This is a genomic window from Paraburkholderia sp. RCC_158, from assembly GCF_041355255.1.
GTDB classification, from domain to species: Bacteria; Pseudomonadota; Gammaproteobacteria; order Burkholderiales; family Burkholderiaceae; genus Paraburkholderia; species Paraburkholderia graminis.
Genome location: NZ_JBFUPM010000069.1, coordinates 1 through 1,861, shown reverse-complemented (window position 1 = coordinate 1,861; position 1,861 = coordinate 1). Strand labels below are relative to the sequence as shown.

Below are 1,861 nucleotides of genomic sequence, written 5' to 3'. Positions count from 1 at the left end.
TTTGTGCGCCCAGCATGGGCGCAATCTTGTGGGTGCAAGTCCCATCGTGAGTTGACCACAGCGAACGAAGTGAAGCGCAACTGCGTGAGGGCGACCGAGCGTGGGGAGGAAGCGTGGAGCGAAACCGCGAGCCGATGAACAAGAACCGGATATGAGGCGGTGCCGATCAGGGCGAGCGTGCAAAGAAGCGCGAAGCTCTCGTGGTCAAGGATCAGGCAACGTAAATGCGGCGGTTGTGCGGTGAAGGATTGCGTTCTTACCTGGGGAGATCTCGCCTCGTGCCTGAAAGGGCAACGGCGTCGAGCCGGAGCGAGAAGTCAGCAGAGGCCGTAGTAGTCACAGGACAGGTTGATGAGGCCGAAGCTGGTGACGAAGGGCTAAACGGGAAGGAGTGTCCAGCGTCATGTCGATGCGACAGGCAATGCGTCAGATGCCCGCGCAAGCGGGGCGGGTGGGGGTCACGTGCGGTGAAGCTGCACGGCGTACACCGACTAGCGATGAAGCCTGCTGCCCGCGACATGAATCCGGGGACACAGGGTCGGCGCTGCTGGAAGCGGCGCTGACAGGAGAGAACCTGAAGCAGGCGTTCAAACGGGTCCGGTCCAACAAGGGAGCCGCTGGCGTGGACGGTCTGGACGTTGACCAGACGTCGCGTCATCTGGTGACGGCGTGGCCCGCGATCCGTGAACAGTTGCTCAAGGGGACGTACCGGCCCAGCCCGGTACGTCGGGTGACGATACCGAAGCCGGATGGAGGCGAGCGCGAGCTTGGCATCCCGACGGTAACGGACCGGTTGATCCAGCAGGCGCTGCTACAGGTGCTGCAGCCGGTTCTGGACCCTACCTTCAGCGAGCACAGCCACGGCTTCCGGCCTGGACGGCGTGCGCACGACGCGGTGTTAGCCGCGCAGTCGTACGTGCAGTCGGGTCGGCGAATCGTGGTGGACGTTGACCTGGAGAAATTCTTTGACCGGGTCAACCACGACATCCTGATTGACCGTCTACAGAAGCGAATCGATGATGCCGGCGTAATCCGGCTGATCCGGGCGTATCTGAGCAGCGGCATCATGGATGGCGGAGTGGTCCAGCAACGGGATCAGGGCACGCCGCAAGGCGGACCACTATCCCCGTTGCTGGCCAACGTGCTGCTCGACGAAGTGGATAAGGAACTGGAGCGGCGGGGTCATTGCTTCGCGCGCTACGCCGACGACGCGAATGTCTATGTTCGTAGCCGCCGGGCGGGTGAGCGGGTGATGGCACTGCTGCGGCGTCTGTATGGGCGACTGCGGCTGAAGGTCAACGAGACCAAAAGCGCGGTGGCCAGTGTGTTTGGTCGCAAGTTTCTGGGCTACAGCCTGTGGGTGGCTGCGGGTGGGGTGGTCAAACGCAAGGTGGCGGCCAAACCGCTGCTGGCGTTCAAACACCGCATCCGTGAACTGACCCATCGCTCTGGCGGGCGCAGCATGAAGAAAGTGGTGGAACAGCTACGGCCTTACGTGCAAGGCTGGAAGGCGTACTTCAGGTTGGCGCAAACACCCGGTGTGTGGTTGGCACTGGATGAGTGGCTGCGTCACCGGTTGCGCGCGATCCATCTCAAACACTGGCGCCGTGGCACCACCATCTACCGGGAACTGCGTGCGCTGGGGGCATCGGCCGCTGTGGCGCGACAAGTGGCGGCGAACAGTCGTTGCTGGTGGCGCAATAGCGACGGTGCGCTCAAGCGCGTGCTGACCATCGCCTACTTCGACCAACTGGGCGTACCCCGACTCTCATAACCTCAACTTCCCGAACCGCCCGGTGCGGACCCGCATGCCGGGTGGTGTGGCAGGGGTACGGCCTCATGGCCGTCCCCTATGCCGATT

The 1,861-nt window shown here is 63.1% G+C and carries 1 protein-coding gene; it reads left to right on the top strand.

From position 1 onward, the window contains the following. Positions 1–403 precede the first annotated feature (403 nt). On the top strand, positions 404–1,774 hold the full coding sequence (ltrA, locus tag AB6809_RS36140) for a group II intron reverse transcriptase/maturase (protein WP_006046962.1): 1,371 nt from the start codon (positions 404–406) through the stop codon (positions 1,772–1,774). Positions 1,775–1,861: the final 87 nt, after the last annotated feature.